The sequence below is a fragment of the Pseudomonas fluorescens genome, from assembly GCF_900636825.1.
GTDB lineage: Bacteria > Pseudomonadota > Gammaproteobacteria > Pseudomonadales > Pseudomonadaceae > Aquipseudomonas > Aquipseudomonas fluorescens_BG.
Genome location: NZ_LR134318.1, coordinates 972413 through 995810, shown reverse-complemented (window position 1 = coordinate 995810; position 23398 = coordinate 972413). Strand labels below are relative to the sequence as shown.

General features: G+C 59.1%; 20 protein-coding genes. 12 read left to right on the top strand and 8 right to left on the bottom strand.

The features are described 5' to 3' along the window. Positions 1–144: 144 nt before the first annotated feature. Together EL257_RS04450 and kdgD are read right to left on the bottom strand one after the other, a co-directional pair. Positions 145–1590 carry an aldehyde dehydrogenase family protein gene (locus EL257_RS04450; RefSeq protein ID WP_126360162.1) on the bottom strand — a complete coding sequence of 482 codons (1446 nt, stop codon included), beginning with the start codon at positions 1588–1590 and terminating at the stop codon, positions 145–147. Between the two features lie 70 nt (positions 1591–1660). Then, complete coding sequence (gene kdgD, locus EL257_RS04445; protein WP_007915340.1) at positions 1661–2572, bottom strand: 5-dehydro-4-deoxyglucarate dehydratase; 912 nt, start codon at positions 2570–2572, stop codon at positions 1661–1663. A 331-nt stretch (positions 2573–2903) separates the two neighbouring features. Between kdgD and EL257_RS04440 the strand changes: the two genes are divergently transcribed. Beyond that, a complete protein-coding gene (locus EL257_RS04440; protein WP_126360160.1) occupies positions 2904–3284 on the top strand; it encodes a hypothetical protein in 381 nt (126 codons plus the stop codon). A gap of 27 nt (positions 3285–3311) precedes the next feature. On the opposite strand, the gene EL257_RS04435 is transcribed toward EL257_RS04440, so the two are convergent. The 4 genes from EL257_RS04435 to EL257_RS04420 all read right to left on the bottom strand — a co-directional run bounded on the left by EL257_RS04435 (position 3312) and on the right by EL257_RS04420 (position 7890). Further along, positions 3312–4058 (bottom strand): FadR/GntR family transcriptional regulator, encoded by a 747-nt coding sequence (locus EL257_RS04435; RefSeq protein WP_197722578.1) that lies wholly within the window; start codon positions 4056–4058, stop codon positions 3312–3314. A 192-nt stretch (positions 4059–4250) separates the two neighbouring features. Beyond that, positions 4251–5978 carry an ABC transporter ATP-binding protein/permease gene (locus tag EL257_RS04430; protein ID WP_126360156.1) on the bottom strand — a complete coding sequence of 576 codons (1728 nt, stop codon included), beginning with the start codon at positions 5976–5978 and terminating at the stop codon, positions 4251–4253. Positions 5979–6074: 96 nt separating this feature from the next. After that, positions 6075–6635 (bottom strand): response regulator transcription factor, encoded by a 561-nt coding sequence (locus EL257_RS04425; RefSeq protein ID WP_003221630.1) that lies wholly within the window; start codon positions 6633–6635, stop codon positions 6075–6077. Next, positions 6628–7890, bottom strand: a complete 1263-nt coding sequence (locus EL257_RS04420) for an ATP-binding protein (protein ID WP_126360154.1) — start codon at positions 7888–7890, stop codon at positions 6628–6630. The genes EL257_RS04425 and EL257_RS04420 overlap by 8 nt, the downstream gene beginning before the upstream one ends. A 251-nt stretch (positions 7891–8141) precedes the next feature. On the opposite strand from EL257_RS04420, the gene EL257_RS04415 reads away from it, so the two are divergent. Then, complete coding sequence (locus tag EL257_RS04415; protein WP_073473817.1) at positions 8142–8858, top strand: SIMPL domain-containing protein; 717 nt, start codon at positions 8142–8144, stop codon at positions 8856–8858. 196 nt (positions 8859–9054) lie between these two features. Here the strand turns inward: EL257_RS04415 and EL257_RS04410 are convergent, their stop codons facing one another. Then, on the bottom strand, positions 9055–9417 hold the full coding sequence (locus EL257_RS04410; RefSeq protein WP_126360152.1) for a DUF6124 family protein: 363 nt from the start codon (positions 9415–9417) through the stop codon (positions 9055–9057). A 253-nt stretch (positions 9418–9670) separates the two neighbouring features. On the opposite strand from EL257_RS04410, the gene EL257_RS27675 reads away from it, so the two are divergent. The 10 genes from EL257_RS27675 (at position 9671) to EL257_RS04365 (ending at position 22836) form a co-directional block, all read left to right on the top strand. Beyond that, positions 9671–9808: a hypothetical protein gene (locus EL257_RS27675; RefSeq protein WP_172604449.1), complete on the top strand. Its 138-nt coding sequence runs from the start codon at positions 9671–9673 to the stop codon at positions 9806–9808. Positions 9809–10204: 396 nt separating this feature from the next. Next, positions 10205–11806, top strand: coding sequence for an ABC transporter substrate-binding protein (locus EL257_RS04405; protein WP_126360150.1), 1602 nt, complete (start codon positions 10205–10207; stop codon positions 11804–11806). A gap of 260 nt (positions 11807–12066) precedes the next feature. After that, positions 12067–13692: an ABC transporter substrate-binding protein gene (locus EL257_RS04400; RefSeq protein WP_126360148.1), complete on the top strand. Its 1626-nt coding sequence runs from the start codon at positions 12067–12069 to the stop codon at positions 13690–13692. 303 nt (positions 13693–13995) lie between these two features. Beyond that, the gene (locus EL257_RS04395; RefSeq protein ID WP_126360146.1) at positions 13996–15594 is read left to right on the top strand and encodes an ABC transporter substrate-binding protein; all 1599 of its coding nucleotides are present in this window, start codon (positions 13996–13998) and stop codon (positions 15592–15594) included. A gap of 175 nt (positions 15595–15769) precedes the next feature. After that, positions 15770–17185 (top strand): OprD family porin, encoded by a 1416-nt coding sequence (locus EL257_RS04390; RefSeq protein ID WP_126360144.1) that lies wholly within the window; start codon positions 15770–15772, stop codon positions 17183–17185. A 75-nt stretch (positions 17186–17260) separates the two neighbouring features. Then, positions 17261–18856, top strand: coding sequence for an ABC transporter substrate-binding protein (locus tag EL257_RS04385; protein ID WP_126360142.1), 1596 nt, complete (start codon positions 17261–17263; stop codon positions 18854–18856). A gap of 73 nt (positions 18857–18929) precedes the next feature. After that, positions 18930–19940 carry an ABC transporter permease subunit gene (locus tag EL257_RS04380; protein ID WP_126360140.1) on the top strand — a complete coding sequence of 337 codons (1011 nt, stop codon included), beginning with the start codon at positions 18930–18932 and terminating at the stop codon, positions 19938–19940. 10 nt (positions 19941–19950) lie between these two features. Continuing rightward, positions 19951–20877 (top strand): ABC transporter permease subunit, encoded by a 927-nt coding sequence (locus EL257_RS04375; protein WP_126360138.1) that lies wholly within the window; start codon positions 19951–19953, stop codon positions 20875–20877. A gap of 10 nt (positions 20878–20887) precedes the next feature. Next, entirely contained in the window at positions 20888–21856 is a 969-nt protein-coding gene (locus EL257_RS04370) for an ABC transporter ATP-binding protein (RefSeq protein WP_126360136.1), read from the top strand. Then, positions 21856–22836 carry a peptide ABC transporter ATP-binding protein gene (locus tag EL257_RS04365; protein WP_126360134.1) on the top strand — a complete coding sequence of 327 codons (981 nt, stop codon included), beginning with the start codon at positions 21856–21858 and terminating at the stop codon, positions 22834–22836. The genes EL257_RS04370 and EL257_RS04365 overlap by 1 nt, the downstream gene beginning before the upstream one ends. A gap of 192 nt (positions 22837–23028) precedes the next feature. Here the strand turns inward: EL257_RS04365 and EL257_RS04360 are convergent, their stop codons facing one another. After that, the gene (locus EL257_RS04360) at positions 23029–23292 is read right to left on the bottom strand and encodes a hypothetical protein (protein WP_126360132.1); all 264 of its coding nucleotides are present in this window, start codon (positions 23290–23292) and stop codon (positions 23029–23031) included. Positions 23293–23398: the final 106 nt, after the last annotated feature.

Genomic DNA, 23398 nt, shown 5'->3' with positions numbered 1-23398 from the left:
GCGGGGTGCCCTTGGTAATTCGGGTGTCCTCTGTAGGAGCTGCCGAAGGCTGCGATCTTTTGATCTTCAGCGCCATCCGTGACGCCCGAAATCAGGATCAACAGATCGCAGCCTTCGGCAGCTCCTACAGGGGTGTTGCGTGTATCAGGAACCGATGTAACTGGTCTTCACGACCGTGTAGAACTCTTGCGCATAGCGGCCTTGCTCGCGGGAGCCATAGGATGAGCCTTTACGCCCACCGAACGGAACGTGGTAATCGACGCCGGCGGTCGGCAGGTTGACCATCACCATCCCGGATTGCGAATGGCGTTTGAAGTGGTTGGCGTACTTCAGCGACGTGGTCGCGATGCCCGCAGACAGACCGAACTCGGTGTCGTTGGCCATCGCCAGCGCGGCTTCGTAATCGGCCACGCGAACGATGTTGGCCACCGGGCCAAAGATCTCTTCGCGGCTGATACGCATCGACGCTTCGCTGTCGGCAAACAGCGTCGGCGCGAGGAAGTAGCCCTCGGTGTCGCACGTCACCACACCACCGCCGCTGACCAGACGCGCACCTTCGGACTGGCCGATGTCGATGTACTTCATGTCCTGTTCCAGCTGCGCCTGAGATACCACCGGACCGATGTCGGTGCCGGCTTTCAGCGCGTGGCCGACCTTGATCGACTTCATGCGCTCAGCCATGGCTTCGACGAATTTGTCGTGAATGCCGGCGGTAACGATCAAGCGGCTCGACGCGGTGCAACGCTGGCCAGTGGAGTAGAACGCGCTCTGTACCGACAGCTCGACCGCTTGCTTGAGGTCGGCGTCGTCGAGAATGATCTGCGGGTTTTTACCACCCATTTCCAGCTGCACTTTGGCCTGACGCGATACGCAGTTGACCGCGATCTGGCGGCCAACGCCCACCGAACCGGTGAAGCTGATGCCATCAACTTTCGGGCTCTGCACCAAGGCATCGCCAACCACGCGGCCGCTGCCCATCACCAGGTTGAAAACGCCGGCCGGGAAGCCTGCGCGGGAGATGATTTCAGCCAGGGCCCAGGCGCAACCCGGCACCAGATCGGCAGGTTTGAGCACGACGCAGTTGCCGTAGGCCAGGGCCGGGGCGATTTTCCACGCCGGGATGGCAATCGGGAAGTTCCATGGAGTGATCAGACCGACCACGCCCAGCGCTTCGCGGGTAACTTCAACGTTGACGCCCGGACGTACCGACGGCACGTAGTCGCCGGACAGGCGCAGGCATTCACCAGCGAAGAACTTGAAAATGTTGCCGGCGCGGGTCACTTCGCCGATTGCTTCCGGCAGAGTCTTGCCCTCTTCACGGGCCAGCAGCGTGCCGAGCTCTTCGCGACGGGCGAGGATTTCCGTGCCGACTTTGTCCAGCGAATCGTGACGGGCCTGAATGCCCGAAGTGGAATACGCCGGGAACGCGGCGCGAGCGGCGTCGATGGCCGCGTGAACCTGAGTCAGGTCAGCCTTGGCGTAGTCGCCGATGGTGTCGCTCAGTTCGGACGGGTTGATGTTGGCCGAGTAATCGGCACCGGCGACCCATTCGCCATTGATGTAGTTGTCGTAGCGTTTTGCAGTTGTCACAGGGCAGCCCTCAACTCTGAAGCCTTCACGCAAAAAGCCGCTGATTGCTCAGCGGCCTCGCTTTTCTCGTTTACTGCGCGCCTTGCTTGTCGATCAGCGCGGCGAGCATTTCGTACTCTTCGCCAGTCAGGTCGGTCAGCGGCGCACGCACCGGACCTGCGTCATAGCCGGCGATTTTTGCACCTGCCTTGACGATGCTGACGGCGTAACCGGCCTTGCGGTTGCGGATGTCCAGGTACGGCAGGAAGAAGTCGTCGATGATCTTGCCGACGGTGGCGTGATCTTCGCGAGCGATCGCGTGGTAGAAGTCCATCGCGGTTTTCGGGATGAAGTTGAACACTGCCGAAGAGTAGACCGGCACGCCCAAAGCCTTGTAGGCAGCGGCGTAGACTTCGGCGGTCGGCAGACCACCCAGGTAGCTGAAGCGATCACCGAGGCGGCGACGGATCGACACCATCAACTCGATATCGCCCAGACCGTCCTTATAGCCGATCAGGTTCGGGCAGCGCTCGGCCAGACGTTCCAGCAGCGGCGCGTTGAGGCGGCAAACGTTGCGGTTGTATACGACCACGCCGATGTTGACCGATTTACACACGGCTTCAACGTGAGCGGCAACACCGTCCTGGCTCGCTTCGGTCAGGTAATGCGGCAGCAGCAACAGGCCTTTGGCGCCCAGGCGCTCGGCTTCCTGAGCGTATTCGATGGCCTGGCGGGTCGAACCGCCGACACCGGCGAGGATTGGCACGCTGGTGGCGCAAGTGTCGACGGCAGTCTTGATGATTTCCGAGTATTCGCTGGCGGCCAGGGAGAAGAACTCACCGGTGCCGCCGGCGGCGAACAGAGCCGAAGCGCCATACGGAGCCAGCCATTCCAGGCGTTTGATGTAGCCCGCGCGGTTGAAATCGCCTTGCGCGTTGAAATCGGTCACCGGGAAAGACAGCAGGCCGGCAGAGAGGATGGACTTCAGTTCTTGTGGATTCATTATTCGAACACCCTGGTAGCAACGTTTTATTGTGAGTGGAACGTTCAGCCTTCGCCGAAGTTGTAGGTCATCGTACAACTTAAAATATAACCGTCAACTGCATTTCATCGTTGTGAGCGGTTTTTTGTCCGACAAAATCGCGATTGGTGCGGTTTGTACCTCGGACTCATAAGTGATGAGTTGTACGAAGACCCACGTAATCCAAGCGTTCGCGGCGTTTCGCAACCGAAACGTGTGGTCAAGATTGGTTTAATTGAAGATCAACCGATACCGCGTACCGTACGGTCACCGCCACGAAGGATCGTGGTGGATATTTCGAAGGAGACTGACCATGCTCAGCCGTTACGCTGCCCCGACACTGTCGCAACTCTCATCCCTGGAACCGGAGCGGGTCACCCTGCAGCTCTCGCTGCTGCCCGACGTTTTGCTCGCAGGTGTTCCAGACTCTAGCGACTTCCCGGCGAACTGGAGCGTCTACGCCATCCTCGGCGTCGACCCCGACCATCCGGAATGGGCCGGCGAAGAAGTCGACACCGGCACCTGGGACGACGCCGAGGACGATATGGAAAAACTGACGGGCATCGAAGTGCAGATTCCCAAAGAGGCATTGCGCCCCTTCCTGAATACGGAAATAGAACTGCGCTACAAGTTTCAGGATGAGTCGAGCCAGGAACCCTACTCTAACCCGTTGCTGCTGCGGATCGAGGCTTGATCCTGCCACGCTGATCGCCTGATCCGCTTACCCCTGCGCCTGCGCCTCTTCATGGGCCTGGCGCAGTCTTTCGCGGCTGTTGGTCAGGTGCAGACGCATTGCCGCACGGGCGGCATCTGAATCCTGGCGAGCAATGGCGTCGTAGATTTCTTCGTGCTCACGGCTCAAGCGACCCATGTAGTGCTGCTGGTCATCGTGGGCCAAGCGCGCCGAGTTCAAACGCGTACGCGGAATAATGCTGGTACCCAGGTGAGTCATGATGTCGGTGAAATAGCGGTTGCCGGTGGACAAGGCGATTTCCAGGTGGAAGGCAAAGTCCGACGACACGGCATCGCTGGCATGCGAGGCGCTTTCGTTCAATGCGTCGAGGGCGGCGCGCATGGTTGCCAGTTGCTCGGGACTGCGGCGTTGCGCGGCGAGGCCGGCGGATTCCACTTCGAGGCTGATGCGCAGTTCGAGGATGGCGAGGACATCACGCAGGGTGACGACGGTGGCCGGGTCGATGCGGAAACCGCTCGGGCTCGGAGTGTCGAGGACAAAGGTGCCGATGCCGTGGCGAGTCTCGACCTGGCCGGCAGCCTGTAAACGGGAGATCGCCTCACGCACCACGGTGCGGCTGACGCCATGGGCTTCCATGATTGCCGATTCGGTGGGCAGCTTATCGCCCCGTTTGAGCAGGCCATCACGGATTTGCTCGCTCAGCACCGTCACCAGTTCCTGGGCCAGGCTGCGGCGCTTGCGGGGAAGGCGCGGGGTCTCGATCAGCTTTTCCATGGTCTGCATCTTGTCTCGAAAGTTCGGCTTGGCGCCATCATAGCTCAAGCGGGTTGTACGATCACTTTCCGTATCTACACAAATCCTGTGGGAGCTGGCTTGCCAGCGATGAGGCCAAATCAGGCAACATAGATGTCGTCTGTTGCGCCGCCATCGCTGGCAAGCCAGCTCCCACAGAGGTATTGCACTTAGTCAGGCAGTCACGGGTTGCTCTATCAAATGCCCGCTATCGATCCGCACATGCCGTGGATGGAATCGTTTCAAACTGCTGCGATGGCCGACGCTGACAATGCTCACCCCTGGAATTTGATCGATCAGCGCTTGATACAACGTCGCCTCGTCTTCTTCATCCATCGCCGACGTGGCCTCGTCCATGTACAGCCATTGCGGCGCATAAAGCAGCGCTCGAGCAAACGCCAAACGTTGCTGCTCGCCCGGCGACAACATGCGCTGCCAATGATTGGCTTCATCCAGCCGACCGACCAAATGCGGTAAACGGCAGGTCTCCAGCACCTGTGCATAACGCTCTGACGTGTAGGTGTCGCCCGGCTGTGGATAACTCAGCGCTTCTCGCAACGTGCCGATCGGCAGGTAAGGCTTTTGCGGCAAGAACAGATAACGCGCCGCCGGCAGCCGAATGTTGCCATGCCCCGCCGGCCACAAATGCCCCATCGCGCGCAGCAGGGTCGATTTGCCGCTGCCGGAACGCCCGCTGAGCATTACGCGCTCACCCGGTTCAACGGTCATGTCGGCGCCGGTCAGCAAGTGACGACCATCCGCCAGATCCAACCCGAGGCTATGCACCTGCAATTCGCTGCCCTGATTTTGCACATCAATGGCCGGGGTGCGCTGCTCGTTATCGGTCATGGCCTGACGGAAACTCAGCAGACGATCACAGGTGGCACGCCATGCGGCGAGATCCGAGTAGGCCGTGATGAACCAGCTGAAATTCTCCTGCACATTGCCGAACGCCGAGTTGATTTGCATCAGCTCGCCCAGTTCGATCTTGCCGGACAGGTAGCGCGGCGCGGCGACGATGAACGGAAAAATAATCGCAATCTGGCCGTAACCGGAGGTGAAGAACGTCAGGCGTTTGGACACGCGCATGATGTCCCAGAAGTTATGCCAGACCAGCCCGAAGCGGCTGCTCAAGCGACGATTCTCGTTTGGCTCGCCGTTGTACAACGCAATGCTTTCAGCGTTCTCGCGGACCCGCACCATGGAGAAACGCAGATCCGCTTCGAAGCGTTGCTGCTGGTTGTTGAGACCGATCAAGCGCCGACCGATCAAGTGCGTCAGCCAACTGCCGACTGCCGCGTACAGCAGCGCACACCAGAACATGTAGCCGGGAATCTCGATGCCGAACACTTCAATACTGCCCGACACACCCCACAAAATGATCGAGAACGACACCAGACTGACAATCGTGCGCAGCAGCCCGAGGCCCAGGCTCAAGGTGTTGGCGGTATAAGTGTTGAGGTCTTCGGAAATGCGCTGGTCAGGGTTATCGGTGTAACCGCCCTGCTCCAGCTGGTAATAGTTTTTATGGTCAAGCCAGCGCTTGAAGTGTTTTTCCGTCAGCCACGCGCGCCAGCGGATGGTCAGCATCTGCGTCAGGTACAGGCGATACACCGCGCCAAGAATCGCCACGGCGGCAATGCCGCAGAAATACAGGATCAGCTGCCAGAACGCCGCTTCATCCTTTTTCTGCAGAGCGTTGTAGAAATCCTTGTACCAACTGTTGATCCACACCGAAATCGCCACGCTGAACAGCGTCAGCGCGATCACGGCAATCAGCAACGTCCAGGCCTTGCCCTTCTCTTCGCTGCGCCAGTAAGGCGTGGTCATCGCCCAGACTTTGCGAAAAAACTGCCCGCGCACAGCATCGTTGACCGCGGAATATTCAGCGTTCTGATTCATGGATAAGGCTCGATAAAGAAAAGAACAGACACGCGCCGATCATAGATGATCGGCGCGTTTTATCGCGAGGGCTGGCAATAGTCGTTCAGCGCAGGTTCAGCGACGAACCGGACGCTTCTGCAACTTGCGCTGCAGGGTGCGGCGGTGCATGCCCAGCGCGCGCGCCGTAGCGGAGATGTTGCCTTCATGCTCGGTGAGCACGCGCTGGATGTGTTCCCACTGCAAGCGGTCGACGGACATCGGGTTTTCCGGCACCAGACTGTCGAGGTCGGCATGCTCGGACAGCAGCGCAGCAAGCACGTCATCGGCATCGGCCGGTTTGCACAGGTAGTTGCAGGCGCCGCGTTTGATCGCCTCGACCGCCGTGGCAATGCTCGAATAACCGGTGAGGATCACCACGCGCATTTCCGGGTCGAGCTCCAGCAGTTTCGGCAGCAGCACCAGCCCGGAATCGCCGTCCATTTTCAGGTCCAGCGCGGCGTAATCCGGCAGATCTGCCTGGGCGATGGTCAGGCCTTCTTCGGCGGAACCGGCGGTGCTGACGCGAAAGCCACGGCGGGCCATGGCGCGGGCCATGACGCGGGTGAAGGTCGCGTCGTCGTCGACCAGCAGCAAATGCGGCAGTTCTTCGCCTTCAACTTGGATTTCGTCACTCATGTTGGTCTCCTCGGGCGCCATGGGGCAGGCGCAGCTCGGTGAGCGTGCCGCCTTCCTCATGACTATAGAGTTTCACTGAGCCGCCGGCGCGTGTCACGCTGGCCTTGCTCAAAAACAGGCCCAGGCCGAAACCTTTGCCCTTGGTGGTAAAGAACGGTTTGCCGATCTGCTCGGCGATGGCCAGCGGCACACCGGCGCCGTGGTCACGAATGCTGATGGTCAGGGTTTCCGCGTCCCAATCGAGCGTGACCTGAAGGTTTTCCGGGCAGGCGTCGGCGGCGTTGTTGAGCAGATTGAGCAACGCCTGGGTCAGATCCGGCGGCGGCGCCATGCGCGGCACAGTGCCCTGGCCGAGACGCTGGAAGCGGTAACTGGCCTCAGGGCGCATCAGGTGCCAGCGGTTCAGCGCTTCGTCGAGCCAGTCGGTGACATCCTGCATTTCCACCGCCAGACGCCGATTGGCTTCGGCCGCGCGCACCAGCTGTTGCAGCGTTTCCTTGCACAACTTGACCTGATCCTGCAGCACTTTCAGATCGTCTTGCAGGAGCGGGTCGGGATGATCCTGCTGCATCTCTTTGAGCAGCACACTCATGGTCGCCAACGGCGTACCCAACTCATGCGCGGCACCGGCGGCTTGGGTGGCGACGGCCAGCAATTGCTGATCCCGCAGGCCTTCTTCGCGGCGAATCGCGCGCAATTCTTCTTGCCGGCGCAGTTCTTCGGCCATCCGCGCGGCGAAGAACGTGATCACCGCGGCGGCCAGCGCGAAGCTCAGCCACATGCCATAAATCTGCAGGTTTTCGCGGGCGACCGGCAAGGTTTCCAGCGGATAAAAGCGCGTCAGCATCACCGTGTACAGCGCCAGCGCAATACCCGAGAGGATCACTGAATAGCGCCATGGCAGCGTCACCGCGGCGATGGTCAACGGCACCAGATAATAGGAAACGAACGGGTTGGTCGAACCGCCGGAGAAATACAGCAAGGCACTGTGAATCACCAGATCGCAGGCCAGTTGCAGCGCGTATTCAAGCTCGGTCACCGGCCACGAAGTGCGCAAACGCACCGCGGTGAACACGCAGAGCAGCGTCGAGCAGCCCAGGGTCATCGCCAGTTGCACCCACGGCAACGGCAACAATTGCAGCCAGTAGGCCAGGCCGACGGAGCCAGCCTGCGCGGCGAGCACCAGGGTGCGGATGAAGGTCAACCGCCAGAGGTTCTGGCGAGTCGCGGAAGTCAGTTGTACGGGGGCGAGCATGAGCTCTCCTGATGAGCGCTCCAGGCGGATCGCAGGGAGTATAACCAAGGCGCGGGGTTCAGAGGCGAAAGTGCGGCAAACGACCACAGGAGAGCAGTTGCAAGTTGCAAGCTTCAAGCGGCAAGCAGGATCGAAAGCGCCGCAGTTCTTGCTCTTGCCTTTACTTGCAGCTTCAAGCTTGCAACTTGCAGCTGCTTTATAGAGTCTGATGGTTCACGCAGCGCCCTCTGCGCCCTTATCAAGGAGCCTTCATGCACACATTTCGCCGCAGCGCCGCCCTTCTCGCCCTGACCATCGGCAGCGTCGCCAGCCTTCCGGCGCTGGCTGCCGATGAGCTGCACTACAACCAGATTTCCCTGCGCGCCGAAGTCAGCCAGGAAGTCGCTCGCGACCAGATGATCGTGACGCTCTACACCGAAGAGCAGAACACCGACCCGGCAAAACTCGCTGCCGCCATCAGCACCACCATGAACAAGGCAACCGCCCAGGCCAAACAAGTCAAAGACATCACCCTGCGCACGGGCAGCCGCAACAGTTACCCGATCTACGACACCAAAGGCCAGAAAATCACCGGCTGGCGTGAACGCGCCGAACTGCGCCTGGAAAGCACCGACTTCGCCGCCCTGTCCAAACTCACCGGCGAGTTGCTGACCGACCTGAAGATGGGTGGCATGGACTTCGCCATCGCCGACCCGACCCGCAAGGCCAGCGAAGACCAATTGCTCAAAGAAGCCGTCACCGCGTTCAAGACCCGCGCGCAACTGGCCACCGATGCACTGGGCGGCAAGGGTTATAAAATCGTCAACCTGAACCTAAACAGCAACGGTTATCCACAACCGTACCTGCGTGCACCGATGATGATGAAAGCGGCAGCTATGGACTCGGCACCGGTGACACCTGAAGTAGAAGCCGGCACCAGCCAAGTGAGCATGACCGCTGATGGCTCGATTGAAGTGTTGATGCAGTGATTTGAGCCTGGCTGAATGAAGGACCGGCAATCAGCGGATGATTGCCGGTTTTTTTGTGCCTCATTTTTGCGGTGAATGATCTGCCGCCATCGCTGGCAAGCCAGCTCCCACAAGTTCTGCAGTGTTTTGAAAATTGCATATAACCCTGTGGGAGCGGGCTTGCCCGCGATGAACGATAACGCGGTGCTTCGACCAATCAGGAACGTGGATCAACCCGATCCAGCGCCCGATTCACCGCCAGCTCCGCCAGCATGATGATTTGCTGAATAGCCAGCGCCGTATTGCGTTGCGGGCGGCTGAGCTGATCAGCGAAATCACCCGCCATGACATCGGCCGAAGCCAGCGATTCACTGGCATGCGCGAGCAGGCTTTCGGTGTCGATGTTCGGGTGGACGAGAAACATTGTGCTGGGGGATCGCGGTTTACTCGGTTCGGGGGTGAGATAGAAATCGAGCGCGCGCTTGATCGCTTCGCGGTTCTTGATCTGATCGTCGGCGCGGATGGCGTTTTCGAGGAAGGAAATGGATTCGAGGGGTAGATCGGGAACTGGCTTGTTCATGTGCTTCACCTATGAAGTTGAGCTATCTCTATGCCGTTTCTCACACGACGAAGAGGTGGCAGCTTTGTGCGGGGTGAGAAACCGGTCATAGGCACCCGGCCGGTCACACCCGATCGCTGAACAACCAGCGACGACCCAAGCCTAGAGAGCGGACGTCCGACGGACAACCTGAAAACCTTGTGGGAAGGTTCACCCATTACAAAACCCTTTTAAACACCCCTCCCCTGTAGGAGCTGCCGAAGGCTGCGATCTTTTGACGTTGATCTTCCAACACCAGAAGCAAGATCAAAAGATCGCAGCCTTTGGCAGCTCCTACATGGAATTTGTCGCGCAGCCCGCGGCGCAGCCGCACCACTCGCAGGATGAGCGCAAGCTCGGCTGCAGCTTTTGATCTTGATCCACGGGCGACTTCGGAAGGCTGAGTGGAGGGATTGATCCGGGCGTGGGAGCGCAGCGACCGTTTGGCGAAGCCAAACACAGCGAGAGGAGGTGCAGCGAAGCAAACCGTAGGCGCTGCGCCCGGATCGATCCCGGAGCGAAGGAACCCCGAGCCCCAGCGAGCGGGCCGCACGCAGGAGCAAGCGTTTTTGGTTACTTTTGAGGCGTTTGTCAAAAGTGACCCGCCGTAAGGGCGGAACCCTAAGCAGCCATCACCGCAGCAACGGATATGCCCACAACCGCTGGATATACCGAGATAGACGCTTCAAAAGGAAAAACGATATTTCCGCCAACACCCCCGCCCCAGCTACTCTTCCACGATTACCACCGCCGATTCCCCGGGGACCCCATGCCAAGATCCACCCTAAAACCGCTCTTGATCTCCCTCGCCCTAACAGCCATAGCCCCGATCGCAAACGCCGCCACAACCCTGGTCTACTGCTCCGAAGCCAGCCCCGCCGGCTTCGACCCCAGCCAATACACCTGCGGCACCGACTTCGACGCCTCCGCCGAAACCGTCTTCAACCGCCTCACCCAATTCAAACGCGGCGGCACCGAAATCGAACCCGGTCTGGCGACAACATGGGACATCTCCCCGGATGGCCTGCAATACACCTTCCACCTGCGCCAAGGCGTGAAATTCCACACCACCGACTACTTCAAACCAACCCGCGACTTCAACGCCGACGACATCCTGTTCACCTTCCAGCGCCTGCTCGACCCGAACAACGCCTTCCGCAAGGCCTACCCGGCAGAATCTCCGTATTTCACCGACATGGGCCTGAACACCACGATCAAATCAGTGGAAAAACTCGACGACAACACCGTGCGCTTCAACCTCAACAACGTCGACGCCGCATTCGTGCAAAACCTGGCAATGAGTTTCGCCTCCGTCCAGTCGGCCGAATACGCCGCGCAGTTACTGGAGGAAGGCAAAGCCGCCGACCTCAACCAGAAACCCATCGGCACCGGCCCGTTCGTGTTCAAGCGGTACCAGAAAGACTCGCAGATTCGCTACACCGCCAACCCGGCTTACTGGAAACCCGAGGACGTGAAAATCGATAACCTGATTTTCTCGATCACCCCGGACGCCGCGGTGCGCCTGCAGAAGTTGAAGACTGGCGAATGCCAGGTCAGCGGCTATCCACGCCCGGCCGACATCGAAGTCATGGAAAAAGACCCCAACCTGCGAGTACTCAAACAGGCCGGTTTCAACCTTGGCTTCCTCGCTTACAACACCACCCACGCCCCTTTGGATCAGCTCAAGGTACGGCAGGCGCTGGACATGGCTATCGACAAACCGGCGATCATCAAAGCCGTCTACCAAAGTGCCGGCCAGCTGGCACGCAACGCCCTGCCGCCGGCGCAATGGTCGTATGACCCGAATATCAAGGATGCCCCTTATGACCCGGTCAAAGCCCGGGTGCTACTTAAAGAAGCGGGGGTGGCACCGGGTACAACCATCAACCTCTGGGCAATGACGGTGCAGCGCGCTTCGAACCCGAATGCGCGAATGTCGGCGCAGATGATTCAGCAGGATTGGGACAAAATCGGCATCAAGGCCAACATCGTCAGCTATGAGTGGGGCGAGTACATCAAGCGCGCCAAAAATGGTGAACATGACGCCATGATCTATGGCTGGACCGGTGACAACGGCGACCCGGACAACTGGCTCGGTGTGCTCTACAGCTGCGCGGCGGTGAAAGGCAGCAACTACGCAAAATGGTGTGATCCGGCTTACGACAAACTGGTGCAACAGGCCAAGCTGTCCACCGACAGAGAGCAGCGGGTCAAACTCTATCAACAAGCGCAACTGATTCTTAAACAGCAGGTGCCCATCACACCAATTGCCAACTCGACGGTATTTCAGCCGCTGCGCAAAGAAGTCACCGACTTTCGGATCAGTCCGTTTGGCCTGACGCCCTTCTATGGGGTCGGTATAAATAAGTAACACCAGGCTCCAAGGCAGCGCGCATGGTGTGACCAGCGCACTGTTTTGGGGCCTCATTTGCACCGTAAAAACCACCCGCAAACGGTCAAATGCGTCAGAAGTTATACAGATGCGACATTAAGGTACGTTCGTGCCACGGTTTAAGGCTGCTAGCCGCTGTGGATCTTGCAATGGGTATGGCCCCTGCATAAGTATCCGCAGGCACGACTCACGAGGTCGTACCTCACTACTAAAAAATGACAACAAATCATGAGGCCAACATGCTTAAACACGCGGTCATTCCGTTTCTAGTCGGCGCAGGCTTGTTAGCCTCCGCACCTTTCGCCACCGCTGCGACTAACCTGGTGTTCTGCTCCGAAGGGAGCCCGGCCGGTTTTGATCCAGGCCAGTACACCACCGGAACCGACTTCGACGCCTCAGCCGAAACCATGTTCAACCGTCTGACCCAGTTCGAGCGCGGCGGCACCGCCGTGATTCCTGGTCTGGCGACCAAGTGGGACATTTCCGACGATGGCCTGACTTACACCTTCCACCTGCGCGAAGGCGTCAAGTTCCACACCACCCCGTATTTCAAGCCGACTCGTGAGTTCAACGCCGACGACGTGCTGTTTACCTTCAACCGCATGATCAACAAGGACGACCCGTTCCGTAAGGCGTATCCGACCGAATTCCCGTACTTCACCGACATGGGGATGGATACCAACATCACCAAGATCGATAAAGTCGACGACCACACCGTCAAGTTCACGCTGAAAGAAGTCGACGCTGCGTTCATTCAGAACATGGCCATGAGCTTCGCCTCCGTGCAGTCCGCCGAATACGCCGCGCAACTGCTCAAGGACGGCAAAGCCGCCGACATCAACCAGAAGCCGATCGGCACTGGCCCGTTCGTGTTCAAGAGCTACCAGAAAGATTCCAACATCCGTTACACCGGCAACAAGGATTACTGGAAGCCTGAAGACGTGAAGATCGACAACCTGATCTTCGCCATCACCACCGATCCGTCCGTGCGTATCCAGAAGCTGAAAAAGAACGAGTGCCAGGTCACCCTGTTCCCGCGTCCGGCCGATCTGAAAGCGCTGAAAGAAGACAAAGCGCTGAAGATGCCGGATCAGGCCGGTTTCAACCTTGGCTACATCGCCTACAACGTGATGGACAAGGTCAAGGGCAGCAACGAGGCCAACCCGCTGGCTGACCTGCGTGTCCGCCAGGCGCTGGACATGGCGGTGAACAAGCCGCAGATCATCGATTCGGTTTACCAAGGCGCCGGCCAGTTGGCCGTCAATGCCATGCCACCGACCCAGTGGTCCTACGACACCACCATCAAGGACGCCAAGTACGATCCTGAGAAAGCCAAACAGCTGCTCAAGGAAGCCGGCGTCAAGGAAGGTACCGAGATCGTCCTGTGGGCGATGCCGGTTCAGCGTCCGTATAACCCGAACGCCAAACTGATGGCTGAAATGCTCCAGTCCGACTGGGCCAAGATCGGCTTGAAAGTGAAAATTACCAGCTACGAGTGGGGCGAGTACATCAAACGCTCCAAAGGTGGCGAGAACCAGGCCATGATCATTGGCTGGAGCGGTGACAATGGTGATCCGGACAACTGGCTCAACGTTCTGTTCGGCTGCGACTCGCTGAGCGGCAACAACTTCTCCAAGTGGTGTGACAAGAAGTTCGACGGTCTGGTGAAAGAAGCCAAACGCACCACTGATCAGGGCAAGCGCACCGAGCTATACAAACAGGCGCAACACGTCCTCAAAGATGCCGTCCCTATGACACCTATCGCTCACTCGACGGTGTATCAACCCATGCGCGCCAACGTGCAGGATTTCAAGATCAGCCCATTTGGCCTGAATTCCTTCTACGGCGTCAGCGTCAGCAAATAAGGCACTGCGGCGGCGACGTCCTGGACGTCGCCGTTGTTTTACCTACCGGGAAATTAGGAATTTGCCTACAGCCAATTCCACTGCGGATTACCGCAGCGGGATAGGACGCGTCGCCTTTTCCTACAAGCTTTAAGGCTTTTACGCATTTACTGCCAGAACCGCGGCCCCTACCGTCGGGTACTGACCAGTTTCTGCGTGGGCTACCGGTTTGCCGCACGTACTGGATTGAGCTCGATGCTGCCGCCAAGACATCTCCGGATGAGGCGACGGGGCATTGAACACCACTAAAAAAGAGGGAGCGTCATGCGCCATACCTTGGTTTTTTCCGCATTGCTGGGCGCCGGCCTGTTGGCCGCATCGTCCGCCAGTTTCGCCGCCAGCAAGAGTCTGGTGTTCTGTTCCGAAGGCAGCCCGGCGGGTTTCGATACCGCGCAATACACGACGGCTACCGATAACGACGCCGCTGAGCCGCTGTACAACCGCCTCGTCGAGTTCGAAAAAGGCGCGACCAACGTCGTTCCGGGCCTGGCCACCACGTGGGACATTTCCGAGGATGGTCTCAAGTACACCTTCCACCTGCGTGAAGGTGTGAAGTTTCATACAACGCCTTACTTCGAACCTACACGCGACTTCAACGCCGACGACGTGCTGTTCACGTTTAACCGCATGCTCGATCCGCAGCAGCCATTCCGTAAGGCTTACCCAACCGAATTCCCGTATTTCAACGGGATGAGCCTGAACAAGAACATTGCCAAGGTAGAAAAAACCGCGCCGCTGACCGTGGAGTTCACGCTCAACAGCGTCGACGCCGCGTTCATCCAGAACATCGCAATGAGCTTCGCGTCCATTCTGTCCGCTGAATATGCCGACAAATTGCTGGCCGGCGGCAAGCCGAGCGACATCAACCAGAAGCCCATCGGCACTGGGCCGTACGTGTTCAAGAGCTATCAGAAAGACTCGAACATTCGTTACACCGGTAATAAACAATATTGGGATCCGAGCCGCGTCAAACTCGACAACCTGATTTTCGCGATCAATACCGACGCCTCGGTACGGGTACAGAAACTCAAGGCCAATGAGTGCCAAATCACTCTGCACCCGCGTCCGGCGGATGTTGAAGCGTTGAAGAACGATCCGAAACTGCAACTGATCACCAAACCTGGCTTCAACCTCGGCTACATCGCCTACAACGTCCGCCACAAGCCGTTCGACCAGCTCGAAGTGCGCCAGGCGCTGGACATGGCGGTCAATAAACAAGGGATTCTCAACGCTGTTTATCAGGGCGCCGGCCAACTGGCGGTCAACGCCATGCCGCCGACCCAGTGGTCCTACGACGACACCATCAAAGACGCCGCCTACAACCCGGAAAAAGCCAAAGAGCTGCTTAAGGCTGCCGGCGTGAAAGAAGGCACCGAGATCACCCTATGGGCGATGCCGGTGCAGCGTCCGTACAACCCCAACGCCAAATTGATGGCTGAAATGCTCCAGTCGGACTGGGCGAAAATCGGCCTGAAAGTGAAGATCGTCAGCTACGAATGGGGCGAATACATCAAGCGCACCAAGAACGGCGAGCATGACGTCAGCCTGATCGGCTGGACCGGTGACAATGGTGATCCGGACAACTGGCTCGGTACGCTGTACAGCTGCGATGCGATCGGCGGCAACAACTATTCCATGTGGTGCGATCCGGCTTACGACAAGCTGATCAAACAGGCCAAGGTCGTCACTGACCGCGACCAACGCACCATGCTCTATAAACAGGCTCAGCAGTTGCTTAAACAGCAAGTGCCGATCACGCCTGTCGCTCACTCGACGGTCAACCAGCCCTTAAACGCCAAGGTTGAAGGGTTCAAAGTCAGCCCGTTCGGACGCAACGTTTTCTCGGGCGTCAGTATCGATTAAACCAACCGATTAGCCGCAACGCTGAGGGGAGCTGTCTATCCCCTCACGCAAGCGCTTTGCCTAAATTCGCCAAATCGGCCTTTTGCAAACGTTTGCGATGTGTGAATGAGTTCTAAACCAATAACCGGCATACCAAAAAAAGCCGGGATAAAAAGAAAGTAAAGGAGCTTCACCCATGAAACTGAGCAGCACCGCGATACTGGCTCTGGCCATCAGCAGCATCACCGCCACGGCTTATGCGGAAACCCAAAGCCAGGCGTTCACTCCGGTGACCGTCAACGAGAAAAGCGCCCAGGCAGACGCCACTGGCTTCCTCGAAGGTCAATCGATCAGCGGTTCGACCCGTAACTGGTACGCCAACGAGCAACTCAAGCGTGGCGGCAAGTTCGCTTACCGCAAGAATGGCCAGTCGACCGAAACCGACCGCCGTATCAACTGGGTGCAAGGCACGATCATCAAGTACAACTCGGGCTTCACTGAAGGGACTGTTGGCTTCAGCACCGAAGTGGCTGCGTACAACGCTATCGCGCTGGAGCGTGATCGCGAGAATCTCGCTTCCAACAATGGCGGCGCCCCGGGCACCCGTGCAGGCGCAGGCAACAACCGTACGCTGACCAAAGAAGGCGGCGACGCTCAGGGTCAATGGAGCAAAGTTGGCCTGGCCAACGTCAAGGCGCGCATTTCCAACACCACCCTGACCGCTGGCCGCATGAATTTCAGCAGTCCGCAGGTCGATGTGATCGGCAACCGTCCGCTGCCATCGAGCTTCGAAGGTATCGCGCTGCACAGCGAAGAACTCAACAACCTGTCGTTCGACCTGGCCACCTTCGACCGCGTCTCGCCACGTACCGAAGAAAGCCTGAGCAAGTTCCGCTCCGAGTACGGCGCGATCGACGCTGAAGCCGACCACGTCAACACCGCCGGTATCTCGTACCAGCCGTTCGCCAGTCTGACCACCAGCCTGTGGGGCACTCAGGCTGAAGACCTGTGGAACCAGTACTACTTCGGCGCTACCCATGTGCTGGGCGACAGCTCGGTGCTGAGCCTGACCACCGGCCTGAACTACTACAAAACCGTCGATGAAGGCAAAAAACTGCTGGGCGACATCGACAACGACACCTACTCGCTGTCGTTCGGCCTGACTCACCTGGCCCACACCCTGACCTTCTCGTATCAGGAAGTGAACGGTAACGAGTACTTCGATTACCTGCACGAAACCAACGGTATCTACCTGGCCAACTCCCTGCTGTCGGACTTCAACGGCCCGAACGAGAAATCCTTCCAGATTTCCTACGGCATCAACATGGCCGAGTACGGCGTGCCAGGCCTGAAGTTCAACATCTACCAAGCGCGCGGCTGGGGCATCGACGGCACTCACTACAAGGGTGGCGGCTACGACGGCGTGCAGGCGATGGACGGCGAGCACCACTATGAATACGGCGTGGGCGCAACCTACGCAGTACAAAGCGGTCCGCTCAAAGCCACGACGATTCGCGGCACTTACACCGCTCACCGCGCCAGCGAAAACCAGGCTGACGGCAGCATCAACGAGTTCCGTCTCGTGACCACGATTCCGTTCAACATTCTGTAAAACGCAAACCTGCGGCTGACTCATGACGAGTCGGCCGCAGGTTTTTTGTCTTCAACCGATTGCAGAGGGTTATTGATGAAAATGCTTCCCCTACGAGCGGCCATCGCGGCTGCGTTGCTGAGTGTCGCTGTCGGCGTCTCGGCCAAACCCTTGGTGGTCTGCACCGAAGCCAGCCCGGAAGGCTTCGATATGGTCCAGTACACAACTGCAGTCACGGCGGACGCTGTGGCCGAAACCATCTTCAACCGGTTGGCCGACTTCAAGCCCGGCACCACCGAGGTGATTCCGGCCCTTGCCGATTCCTGGGACATCAGTGAAGACGGCCTGACCTACACGTTCCACCTGCGTAAAGGCGTCAAGTTTCACACCACTGAATACTTCAAGCCGACTCGCGACATGAACGCCGACGACGTGGTCTGGAGCTTCCAGCGTCAGCTGGACCCGAATCACCCATGGCACAAACTGTCGAGCGTGGGCTTCCCGTACTTTGAAAGCATGGGCTTCAAGGAACTGCTGAAAAGCGTAGAAAAAGTCGACGACAGCACGGTCAAGTTCACCCTGACCCGCCGCGAGGCACCGTTCCTGGCCGACATCGCCATGGCGTTCTCCTCGATCTACTCCGCCGAATATGCCGACCAGTTGCTCAAGGCGAACAAGACCGGCGATCTGAACAACAAGCCGATCGGCACCGGCCCGTTCATCTTCCAGCGTTATGCGAAAGACGCTCAGGTGCGCTTCAAGGCCAACCCGGATTATTTCCGCGGCAAGCCACCGGCTGACGCGTTGATCCTGGCAATTGCCACCGACAACAACGTGCGCCTGCAAAAGCTCAAGGCCAACGAGTGTCAGATCGCGCTGTATCCCAAGCCCGACGACATTCCGAGCATCAAGAAAGACAGCAACCTGAAAGTCGACGAGCTGGACGCGATGACCGTCTCGTACATCGCCATGAACACCCAGCACAAATACATGAGCGACGTGCGCGTGCGTAAGGCCATCGACATTGCGTTCGACAAGGAGGCCTACGTCAACGCCTTGTTTGGCAAAGGCAACGCGTCGGTGGCGGTCAATCCGTACCCACCTACTCTGCTCGGCTACAACCATGCACTGAAGAACCCGCCGCGCGACCTCGATGCTGCGCGCAAATTGCTCAAGGAAGCCGGGGTTCCGGAAGGCACTACCTTCACCCTGTTCACCCGTAACGGCGGCGGTCCGACCAACCCGAACCCGATGCTGGGCGCGCAAATGATGCAGGCTGACCTGGCGAAAGTCGGGATCAAGATCGACATCCGCGTGATGGAATGGGGCGAAATGCTTAAACGCGCGAAGAACGGTGAGCACGACATGGTGTCTGCCGGATGGGCGGGCGACAACGGCGACCCGGATAACTTCCTGACGCCTATGCTCAGTTGCGAGGCCGCCAAGAACGGCGAAAACTATGCGCGCTGGTGCAACGAGAAATTCCAGGCGTTGCTGGATGAAGCACGGGCTAAAGTAGATCCGGCCGAACGCGCCGCGCTCTACGAACAGGCCCAAGTGCTGTTTAATCAGGACCAGCCATGGATCAGCATGGCCCACACACGGATGTTTACTGCAATGCGCAACAACGTAGAGGGTTATCACATCAGCCCTCTCACCACTAATAACTTCGCCACCACCCAGGTGAAGTAGATAAGAAACGCCCGGCGTCCCTGACCTGAGGGACGCCGGACACGCCTAACCGGCTGATGAGGTACCACACAAGATGTTTAGCTTTATTGCCCGCCGACTGGGGTTGTTGATCCCCACGTTTTTCGGCATCACCCTGCTGACTTTCGCGTTGATTCGCATGATTCCGGGCGACCCCGTGGAAGTGATGATGGGCGAACGTCGGGTCGACCCCGAAATGCACGCTCAGGCAATGGAACGCCTAGGTCTGAACAAGCCGCTGTATGCCCAATACCTGGACTACATCGGCAAACTGGCTCAAGGCGATCTGGGCGAATCCCTGCGTACGCGCGAGAGCGTGTGGACCGAGTTCACCTCCCTTTTTCCGGCGACCCTGGAACTGTCCATGGCCGCCCTGCTGTTCGCTGGCATCCTCGGGCTTCTGGCCGGGGTGATCGCGGCACTCAAACGAGGATCGCTGTTCGACCACGGGGTGATGGGCATCTCCCTGGCGGGTTATTCGATGCCGATCTTCTGGTGGGGCCTGATTCTGATCATGTTCTTCTCGGTCAGCCTGGGCTGGACGCCAGTATCCGGGCGCATCGACCTGCTGTATGACATCGAGCCGAAAACCGGCTTCATGCTGATCGATACGCTGTTGGCCGATGACATGGGCGCCTTCCTCGATGCCCTGCATCACCTGATTCTGCCGGCCATCGTCCTCGGCACCATTCCGCTGGCGGTGATCGCGCGGATGACCCGTTCGTCGATGCTCGAAGTGCTGCGCGAAGACTACATCCGCACCGCCAAGGCCAAGGGTCTGTCGCCGTCGCGCGTGGTATTCGTCCACGGTCTGCGTAACGCACTGATTCCGGTACTGACCGTGGTCGGCCTGCAAGTCGGCACCCTGCTCGCCGGTGCGGTGCTGACCGAAACCATTTTCTCCTGGCCCGGCATCGGCAAATGGCTGATCGAAGCCATCGGCGCCCGGGACTACCCGGTTGTGCAAAACGGCATCCTGTTAATCGCCTGCCTGGTGATTCTGGTCAACTTCGTAGTGGACATCCTCTACGGCTTTGCCAACCCACGCATCCGTCATCAGCGCTGAGGTCCATACCATGAGCACTCCAACATCCTCAGTAGCCACCGCCGCTTCCGCCGCGGATCAAAGCCTGCTGTACCCGTCCCCGTATAAAGAATTCTGGCAAGCGTTTTCGAAGAACAAGGGCGCGGTCGCCGGCCTGCTGTTCATGCTGCTGATCATTTTCTGCGCGATTTTCGCGCCATGGGTCGCGCCGCATAATCCGAGCGAGCAATACCGTGACTTCCTGCTGACGCCGCCGGCGTGGCTGGAAGGCGGGCAGTGGCAATTTCTGCTCGGCACCGACGAACTCGGCCGTGACTTGCTGTCGCGTCTGATCCAGGGCTCGCGGCTGTCGCTGCTGATCGGCCTGTCGTCGGTGGTGATGTCGTTGATCCCGGGGATCCTGCTGGGTCTGTTTGCCGGTTTCTTCCCGAAAATGATCGGCCCGACCATCATGCGTCTCATGGACATCATGCTGGCCCTGCCGTCGCTGCTGCTGGCTGTGGCAATCGTCGCCATCCTCGGCCCTGGCCTGATCAACACCGTGATCGCCATTGCTGTGGTTTCGCTGCCGTCCTACGTGCGCCTGACCCGCGCCGCCGTGATGGGCGAACTGAACCGCGACTACGTCACCGCCGCGCGTCTGGCCGGTGCAGGTCTGCCGCGCCTGATGTTCATCACCGTGCTGCCAAATTGCATGGCGCCGCTGATCGTGCAGGCGACCCTGAGCTTCTCTTCGGCGATTCTCGACGCCGCCGCACTGGGCTTCCTCGGCCTCGGCGTACAACCGCCAACCCCTGAGTGGGGCACCATGCTGGCCTCAGCCCGCGACTACATCGAACGCGCCTGGTGGGTGGTAAGTCTGCCTGGTTTGACCATTTTGCTCAGCGTGCTGGCAATCAACTTGATGGGCGACGGCCTGCGCGACGCGCTGGACCCGAAACTCAAGAACGCCGCCTGAGGAGATTCACATGTCACTGTTGGAAATCAAGAATCTCAACGTCCGCTTCGGCGACAAGACCGCAACGCCAGTCGTCGATGGCCTCGACCTGAAAATCGACAAAGGCGAAGTGCTGGCCATCGTTGGCGAGTCGGGGTCGGGTAAATCCGTGACCATGATGGCGCTGATGGGCCTGATCGAGCATCCCGGCATCGTCACCGCCGACTCGCTCAGCTTCGACGGCAAGGACATGCTCAAACTGAGCAATCGTCAGCGTCGACAAATCGTCGGCAAAGACTTGTCGATGGTGTTTCAGGACCCGATGACTGCGCTGAACCCGAGCTACACCGTCGGCTTCCAGATCGAAGAAGTGCTGCGCCTGCACCTGAAAATGTCCGGCAAGCAAGCACGCAAGCGCGCTATTGAACTGCTGGAAAAAGTCGAGATCCCGGGCGCCGCCAGCCGCATGGACGCCTACCCGCATCAACTGTCTGGCGGTATGAGCCAGCGTGTCGCGATCGCCATGGCGATTGCCGGCGAGCCGAAACTGCTGATCGCCGACGAACCGACCACGGCACTCGACGTGACCATTCAGGCGCAGATCATGGATCTGCTGCTGGCGCTGCAGAAAGAACAGAACATGGGCCTGGTGCTGATCACCCACGACCTCGCGGTCGTGGCAGAAACCGCTCAGCGCGTCTGCGTGATGTACGCGGGGCAAGCTGTTGAAGTCGGTCAGGTGCCGCAACTGTTCGATATCCCGGCGCACCCGTACAGCGAAGCGCTGCTCAAGGCGATTCCCGAGCACAGCCTCGGCGCCTCACGCTTGTCGACGTTGCCGGGCATCGTCCCGGGCCGTTACGACCGTCCGCAGGGTTGCGTGCTGTCGCCGCGCTGCCCGTACGTGCAGGAAAACTGCCGCACGCAACGTCCGGGCCTTGATCCGAAAGCCAACAGCCTCGCCCGCTGCTTCTACCCGTTGAACCAGGAGGTGGCGTAATGGCCGTCGTACTTACCGCCCGCGACCTGACCCGCCACTATGAAGTCTCCCGCGGCCTGTTCAAGGGCCACGCGACCGTGCGCGCGCTGAATGGCGTGTCGTTCGAACTGGAAGCCGGCAAGACCCTCGCCGTGGTGGGCGAGTCGGGCTGTGGCAAATCCACCCTCGCCCGCGCGCTGACGCTGATCGAAGAACCGTCCTCGGGCTCGCTGCAGATCGCCGGCCAGGAAGTCGCCGGCGCCGACAAAGCGCAGCGCAAACAGCTGCGCAAAGACGTGCAGATGGTGTTTCAAAGCCCCTACGCGTCGTTGAATCCACGGCAGAAAGTCGGCGACCAACTCGCTGAACCGCTGTTGATCAACACCAAACTTTCCGCTGCCGAGCGTCGCGAGAAAGTCCAGGCGATGATGAAGCAGGTCGGCTTGCGTCCTGAGCACTATCAGCGCTATCCGCACATGTTCTCCGGCGGTCAGCGTCAGCGTATTGCTCTGGCACGCGCGATGATGCTGCAACCGAAAGTGCTGGTGGCGGATGAACCGACCTCGGCGCTGGACGTGTCGATTCAAGCCCAGGTGCTCAACCTGTTCATGGATCTGCAGCAGGAGTTCAACACCGCGTACGTGTTCATCTCGCACAACCTCGCGGTGGTGCAGCACGTCGCCGATGACGTGATGGTGATGTACCTCGGTCGCCCGGTGGAACTGGGTCCGAAAAACGCCATCTATGAACGCCCGCTGCACCCGTACACCCAAGCGCTGCTGTCGGCGACCCCGACCATTCACCCGGACCCGAACAAGCCGAAAATCAAAATTGTCGGCGAACTGCCTAACCCGCTCAACCCGCCGTCGGGCTGTGCTTTCCACAAGCGCTGCCCGTATGCGACCGAGCGCTGCAGCACGGAAGAACCGCTGTTGCGCGAACTGGATAATCGGCAGGTGGCATGCCATTACGCCGAGCAGTTCCTCGACGGCGCGGCGTAGGCCACGGCAAAACCTGTAGGAGCTGACGAGTGCAACGAGGCTGCGATCTTTTGATTTTCAGAAGCGAGATCAAAAGATCGCAGCGTTCCGCAGCTCCTACAGGGGACTTGCGTTGAACCAGAGTCAATAGAACCCCTTCTACCTCGATTGCACATCAGTCGAGGCCGAAGGGGTTTTTCTTTGGTCGACTACCTACGTCTGGCTATCGCCTTCGTCATCCGGGTCATCGGTATCCGGCTCATCCGTGGTCGAGTCGTCATCATCGGCGCTGCCGCCCTGATTCATATCACCCGGCTCCGACTCGGACTTGGCGAGCATCAGCCCGCTATGCCCCACCTGCCCGTTGAACGCCTGCGAGTCGTGATCCTCGCACTCGGCCCACGCCGTCGCGGTGCCGAGGGACAGCATCACCATCACTTTCACCAACATCAAAATCCGTAACAATCTGCTTTTCATGGCCGACTCCATCCTGTTGCGCTGAGACATGCTTGCCGGACTGGCTTCGTGTGAAATCCAGTTGCGATCCGGCCGGCTCAACACTTAGGACGCGACGGCGCGGGTA